This window comes from Sellimonas catena, from assembly GCF_027924685.1.
Classification (GTDB): domain Bacteria; phylum Bacillota; class Clostridia; order Lachnospirales; family Lachnospiraceae; genus Sellimonas; species Sellimonas catena.
In genome coordinates, this window is sequence record NZ_BSBO01000024.1 from 61,865 (window position 1) to 67,943 (window position 6,079).

The 6,079-nt window shown below is 47.1% G+C and carries 5 protein-coding genes; 3 read left to right on the plus strand and 2 right to left on the minus strand.

Annotation, left to right across the window (positions count from 1 at the left end):
- Window positions 1-13 precede the first annotated feature (13 nt).
- Window positions 14-2,062 carry a ferrous iron transport protein B gene (gene feoB / locus Selli1_RS11865; protein ID WP_281873087.1) on the minus strand — a complete coding sequence of 683 codons (2,049 nt, stop codon included), beginning with the start codon at window positions 2,060-2,062 and terminating at the stop codon, window positions 14-16.
- Window positions 2,062-2,286 carry a FeoA family protein gene (locus Selli1_RS11870; protein ID WP_087167458.1) on the minus strand — a complete coding sequence of 75 codons (225 nt, stop codon included), beginning with the start codon at window positions 2,284-2,286 and terminating at the stop codon, window positions 2,062-2,064. The genes feoB and Selli1_RS11870 overlap by 1 nt, the downstream gene beginning before the upstream one ends.
- A gap of 247 nt (window positions 2,287-2,533) precedes the next feature.
- Here Selli1_RS11870 and leuC point away from each other — a divergent pair, with 247 nt between their 5' ends.
- From leuC to Selli1_RS11885, 3 genes are all read left to right on the plus strand, one after another.
- Complete coding sequence (gene leuC / locus Selli1_RS11875; RefSeq protein ID WP_087167457.1) at window positions 2,534-3,805, plus strand: 3-isopropylmalate dehydratase large subunit; 1,272 nt, start codon at window positions 2,534-2,536, stop codon at window positions 3,803-3,805.
- 3 nt (window positions 3,806-3,808) lie between these two features.
- A complete protein-coding gene (leuD, locus tag Selli1_RS11880) occupies window positions 3,809-4,303 on the plus strand; it encodes a 3-isopropylmalate dehydratase small subunit (protein WP_087167456.1) in 495 nt (164 codons plus the stop codon).
- Between the two features lie 117 nt (window positions 4,304-4,420).
- Entirely contained in the window at window positions 4,421-5,728 is a 1,308-nt protein-coding gene (locus Selli1_RS11885) for a Na+/H+ antiporter NhaC family protein (RefSeq protein ID WP_281873088.1), read from the plus strand.
- Window positions 5,729-6,079 lie beyond the last annotated feature (351 nt).

The following is a 6,079-nucleotide window of genomic DNA, read 5'->3' on the forward strand; positions in this document are numbered from 1 at the left end:
TTTTCTCTTTTATTTAAAACAGCAGTCCGATATGGTAGAAAATCACTGCGAAAATCCATGCAATGACAAGCTGGAAGCAGGCGAACGCGACAGTGATACTTGTCTTTCCCACTTCTCTGTGGATCGTTCCGATCGTTGCCATACATGGAACATAGAGAAGACAGAAAACCATCATTGCGTAGGCGTTGGCTGCGCCAAATCCCATGGAAGCAAGGACAGATACCATGCTGTCCATACCTGCGGAAGTCGTAATATTGGCGATGCCAAAAAGAACGCTGCAGCTGGAAACAACGACTTCTTTTGCAGCAATACCGGAGATCAGAGCAACGGCGATCTGCCAGTACCCAAGTCCCGCCGGAGCAAGTAAAGGAACAAGGGCCTTTCCGATGATTGCCCCGAAACTCTCGGAAATATCGGATACAAAGCCATGCGGTCCAAGGTTCATGACACCCCACATTATAATGGAGGCGATGAAGATGACGGTACCTGCTTTGGAGAGATAGTCCTTTACCTTTTCCCATACATAGATGGCAATCGTGTGAGCATTTGGAGTCTTGTATTCCGGAAGCTCAATGAGCAGTGCGTGTTCCGCTTTACTACCGTCAAATTTTGAAATGACGAAAGTCGCCGTGATGGCCACCACAATACCAAGCAGATACATGGAGTAGCATACGAGCATGCTGTATTTTCCAAAAAACATGGAAGAGAACAGGACATAAATTGGAAGCCTTGCACTGCAGGACATAAACGGTGTAACAAGAATGGTCTTCAGCCGGTCTTTCCGGTGTTCCAGAGCACGGGATGCCATGACAGCGGGAACCGAACATCCGAATCCAAGAAGGAGCGGGATGAAAGCACGGCCGGAGAGTCCGAGACGGCTCATCAGATCATCCATGACGTATGCGACACGTGACATATACCCACTGTCTTCCAGAAAGGCAAGTGCCAGAAACAGGATGAAAATATTCGGCAGGAAAGTCAGGATGCCGCCTACACCGGAGATAATTCCATCCACGACAAGAGACTGAATCAGTGGATTCGTATGGACTGCGGAAAGTCCGCCGGTCACCAGATCCGAGAACCAGACAAGAGCCAGCTCAAAATATCCTTTCAGCCAGTCACCGACTGTAAACGTTACAAAAAATACAAAAGCCATAATCAGAAGAAAAATCGGAAGGCCAAGATAGCGGCTTGTCAGATAGCGATCAATTTTTTCTGTCATTTCTGCTTTTGCGCTTTTGTTGACGAGAACCTCCTGAATAATTTCTTCTATAAAATCATATTTCTGATTGATGATATCTTTTTCCAGACTTTCAGAAGCTACATCATCCAGCATGACAGGATGATTTTTCATGACGACCGGGTCATGCTCCAAAAGCTTGATGGCATGCCATCTTTTATTTGAAAGATCAGGATCCTGTGTGGAGAGCCGTTCGATAAGTATATCGATTTTATCTTCGATTTCATCGCTGTATACCATGGCATATTCCGCATGATGGTTGTGGCGGTGGGAAGAACTTGCCTCTTTTTCCTGGTGGTGGTGGATCAGTGGATCCTGGCCGGTCAGCCCTTCGTGGTGTTTGACCGCATGCATCAGGATGGAAAGACCGGTCCGTTTTCTCGCGGAAACCGGTATCGCAGGGATACCAAGCATTTCCGGAAGACGGTGAAGGTCGATTTCCATGCCCCGTTCTTCTACGATGTCCATCATATTCAGTGCAAGAACGACAGGTTTTCCAAGCTCGATCAGCTGGAGAGTCAGATAAAGGTTGCGCTCCAGAGACGAGGCGTCCACAACGTCAACGATGACATCGACGTCATCACTCATAATACATTCTCTTGATACGGTTTCTTCCATTGTATAAGAAGTCAGACTGTAGATTCCAGGAAGGTCGATCAATTTGAAACGATCCCCTTCGTACTCGGTCATTCCCTCTTTTTTTTCGACTGTTACGCCCGGCCAGTTTGCCACTTTCAGATTAGCCCCTGTATAGGCGTTAAACAGAGTTGTTTTTCCACAGTTTGGATTACCTATGAATCCCACATTGATGATATCACCCATTATTCTGCCTCCTCCACTTCAATATGGTCAGCAATCCGCTTACCGAGGGCAAATCTTGTCCCACGGAACCGAACAGTCATAGCTCCCTTTTTATCATTATTCAAAATGGTAATCAAAGCCCCCTCGGTAAGACCGAGAGATTCGAGCCTGCGTTCCAGCGAAAGCTCCAGCTGAATGGATCTGACAATATAGGTGTGCTGGTTTTCCCCCATTTTTAATGTCATATTCATTCTCCTTTAATCGACAAATTATACACGCATTCTATATTATATAATAAATTTCGCAAGGCGTAAATAAAAAAGACCGGATGTGTTTCTTTCAAAAGGAAATTTCCTGCATTTAACTGTCGGTGATCAGCAAGGTAAAACTCAAAAAACAGATCGCACTCTGATTTTTTCTTGCACATCTGTAGATATCTATGATAGAATATGAGGAAAGGCAGAAGCCAGAAAAAGAGGAGGCGCAAAAGACATGGGAATGACAATGACGCAGAAGATCCTTGCAGCGCATGCAGGATTGGACAGGGTGGCGGCAGGACAGCTGATTGAGGCGAAGCTTGACGTTGTAATGGCAAATGATATTACCGGTCCGATGGCTGTGCCGGTATTCAGGCAGATGGCGGACAAGGTATTTGATAAGGACAAAGTTGTACTGGTACCGGATCATTTTACTCCAAATAAAGACATCAAATCAGCGGAAAATTCCAAATCAATCCGGGAATTTGCAAAAGAGCAGGGACTGACGCACTATTATGAGATTGGACAGATGGGGATTGAGCACGCGCTCCTTCCGGAAAAAGGAATCACGGTAGCAGGAGAGTGTATCATCGGAGCGGATTCCCACACCTGTACATACGGCGCGCTGGGAGCATTTTCCACCGGTGTTGGAACAACGGATATCGCGACAGGAATGGCGACCGGAGAGCTCTGGTTCAAGGTGCCATCCGCAATTCAGTTCGTACTGAAGGGAAAACCTGGAAAATATGTTAGCGGAAAAGACATTATTCTCCATATCATCGGAAAGATCGGTGTGGATGGAGCATTGTATAAATCCATGGAGTTCGTAGGAGAAGGACTTTCCGAACTTTCCATGGATGACCGTTTCACCATGGCAAATATGGCCATCGAAGCAGGGGCGAAGAACGGAATCTTCCTTGTGGATGAGAAGGCAGAAGCGTATATGAAAGAGCATTCGGACAAAGAATATAAGATCTACACTCCGGATGAGGATGCAGTGTACGATGAAGTGATCGAGATTGATCTTTCCGAAGTAAGACCGACGGTTGCATTTCCGCATCTTCCGGGCAATGCGCACACAATTGATGAGATCGAGACTATGGAGCCGATCAAGATCGACCAGGTTGTAATCGGATCCTGTACGAACGGAAGAATGGAAGACATGAGAAGAGCGGCGGCGATCCTCAAAGGTCATAAAGTACATCCGGATGTGCGTGTGATTGTAATTCCGGGTACGCAGGCGATCTATAAGGAATGTCTGAAAGAAGGCATAGCGGAGATTTTCGTGGATGCAGGATGCGCATTTTCCACGCCGAGCTGCGGACCGTGCATGGGAGGACACATGGGCGTTCTGGCAGCAGGTGAAAAGTGTGTTTCCACAACAAACAGAAATTTTGTGGGACGTATGGGACATGTGGACTCTTTGATTTACCTTGCTTCTCCGGAGACGGCTGCGGCAAGTGCCATCAAAGGTTATATCGCAAATCCAGAGAAAGCAGGTGAATAGAACATGGAAGCAAAAGGACATGTATTTAAATACGGAGACAATGTGGATACGGATGTTATCATTCCTGCAAGATATCTGAATTCGTTTGACCCGCAGGAACTGGCATCCCACGCGATGGTAGATATTGATCCGGAGTTTGCAGGCAAGGTTCAGCCGGGAGATATCATTGTTGCAAGAAAGAATTTCGGATGTGGTTCTTCAAGAGAACATGCTCCGCTCTGTCTGAAAACAGCGGGAGTCAGCTGCATTATTGCAGAAACATTCGCACGGATTTTCTTCCGGAATTCCATTAATATCGGACTTCCGATTATTGAGTGCAAAGAAGCGGCCGAGGAGATTGAAGCGGGGGATGAAGTGGAGATCGACTTTGACAGTGGGAAAATTTTTGACCGGACAAAAGGGACTGAATATCAGGGACAGCCGTTCCCGGAATTCATGCAGAAAATCATTTCAGCCGGAGGCCTTGTAAATTACACAAATCAGAAGCTGAATGGATAAATCCGGTTTAACATATGGAAAATGGATGGTGAAAAGGGCGGCAGCACTTTTGGAAGGCATGCCGCCCTTTTTCCATCGGACTTTTAAAACGAAATCCGAAGGAGAGTGGCAGGACGAATGACAGAAAGAAAAGAAAAAGGAAGTGCGGCGGCACTTCTTCCAATAGGAGTATTTCTGGTATTGTTTCTTGGATCCGGGTTTATAAGCGGCGACTTTTATGCAATGCCTGCTGTGCTGGCATTTTTGATGGCACTGTTTGTAGCTTTTGTGCAGGACCGGAAACATGATTTTAACGAAAAAATTCATATTATCGCAAAGGGAGTGGGGGAGGACAACATTATCACCATGAGTCTGATTTTCCTTTGCGCAGGCGGATTTTCCGGTGCGGTAACAGCTGCCGGAGGGGCGGACAGCGCGGTAAATTTTGGACTGTCCATCCTGCCGTCCCAGGTGGCGGTTGCAGGACTGTTCGTGATCGGATGCTTTATTTCGGTTTCCATGGGAACGTCCATGGGAACGATTGCGGCTCTTGCTCCGATCGCGGCGGGTATCAGCGAAAAGACCGGATATGATGCAGCCATCTGTATCGGTGCGGTCGTATGCGGAGCCATGTTTGGAGATAACCTTTCCATGATTTCCGATACAACGATCGCGGCTGTCAAGACACAGGGATGTGAGATGAAAGATAAATTCCGTGAGAATTTTCTGATTGTACTGCCGGCGGCAGTGGTCACGATCGGGATATTCTTCGTTTTGACATCCGGGCAGGATTTTCAGATGGAGGAGGAACTGATATACAGTATCTGGAAGATTATTCCGTATCTGGTAGTTCTGGTAGGCGCCTTGATCGGCGTGAATGTGTTTCTTGTGCTGATGACGGGAACTGTACTATCTCTTGCTGTGGGAGTATTATCCGGAGAGATTGCGGTCTCCGAGATGTTCCAGGTTGTAGCGCAGGGACCGGATGGAAGCGGCGGAATCATGGGGATGTATGACATAACGGTGATTTCCATTGTCGTGGCCTGCATTGTTTCCCTTGTACGGGAGATGGGAGGAATTACCTTTCTGCTGCAGATGATTAAAAGCAGAATCAAGAAAAAACGCGGCGCAGAGCTTGGTATTGCAGGTCTTGCCTTTCTGGTGGACCTGTGCACGGCAAACAATACGGTTGCTATTGTCATGACCGGCCCGATCGCAAAGGATATCAGTGATGAGTACGGCATTGAGCCAAGACGTTCCGCCTCACTTCTTGATATTTTTACTTCCGTTGGACAGGGGATCATCCCATACGGTGCCCAGCTTCTGTCGGCAGCAAGTCTTACGAAGCTGACTCCGTTTGAAATTATGCCGTATCTGTACTATCCGGTTCTGATGGCACTGAGCGCAGTGCTCTTTATCCTGTTCCGGAAAAGGAAAATCGATTGAATGTTCCAATAGTTTATGGTATAATTCATCAGGAAAGTATCAGATTCAGAGCGGAAAAAGAGCAGTCCTGAGTAAAGCGGAACTGCTCTGAATGTGATTCTTTCCAATTGTACCAATTCGCGGACGGTCAGCCAGATCACTTATGGGGATTGGATCTTTCCGGAGAGCCGAAAAAGTTCGTATTCCATATGAAAAACGGGAAAATCCGATGAATTCCTGGCGGTAATCGGATTTCCGGGCATGTTTCGCAGACCTTCCAGTGGGAGGCCTAAAAAGCGATATGAAAAGAACGTTCGTTTATGGGGAAGGAGCATAACTCCTCCCCAGCTGCTGCATGGAAGCGCAGCCGCA

Excerpts from the sequence above, each read along its gene's own strand:
- feoB (WP_281873087.1), bottom strand. The coding sequence starts at position 2,062 with ATGGGTGATATCATCAATGTGGGATTCATAGGTAATCCAAACTGTGGA.
- Selli1_RS11870 (WP_087167458.1), bottom strand. The coding sequence starts at position 2,286 with ATGACATTAAAAATGGGGGAAAACCAGCACACCTATATTGTCAGATCC.
- leuC (WP_087167457.1), top strand. The coding sequence starts at position 2,534 with ATGGGAATGACAATGACGCAGAAGATCCTTGCAGCGCATGCAGGATTG.
- leuD (WP_087167456.1), top strand. The coding sequence starts at position 3,809 with ATGGAAGCAAAAGGACATGTATTTAAATACGGAGACAATGTGGATACG.
- Selli1_RS11885 (WP_281873088.1), top strand. The coding sequence starts at position 4,421 with ATGACAGAAAGAAAAGAAAAAGGAAGTGCGGCGGCACTTCTTCCAATA.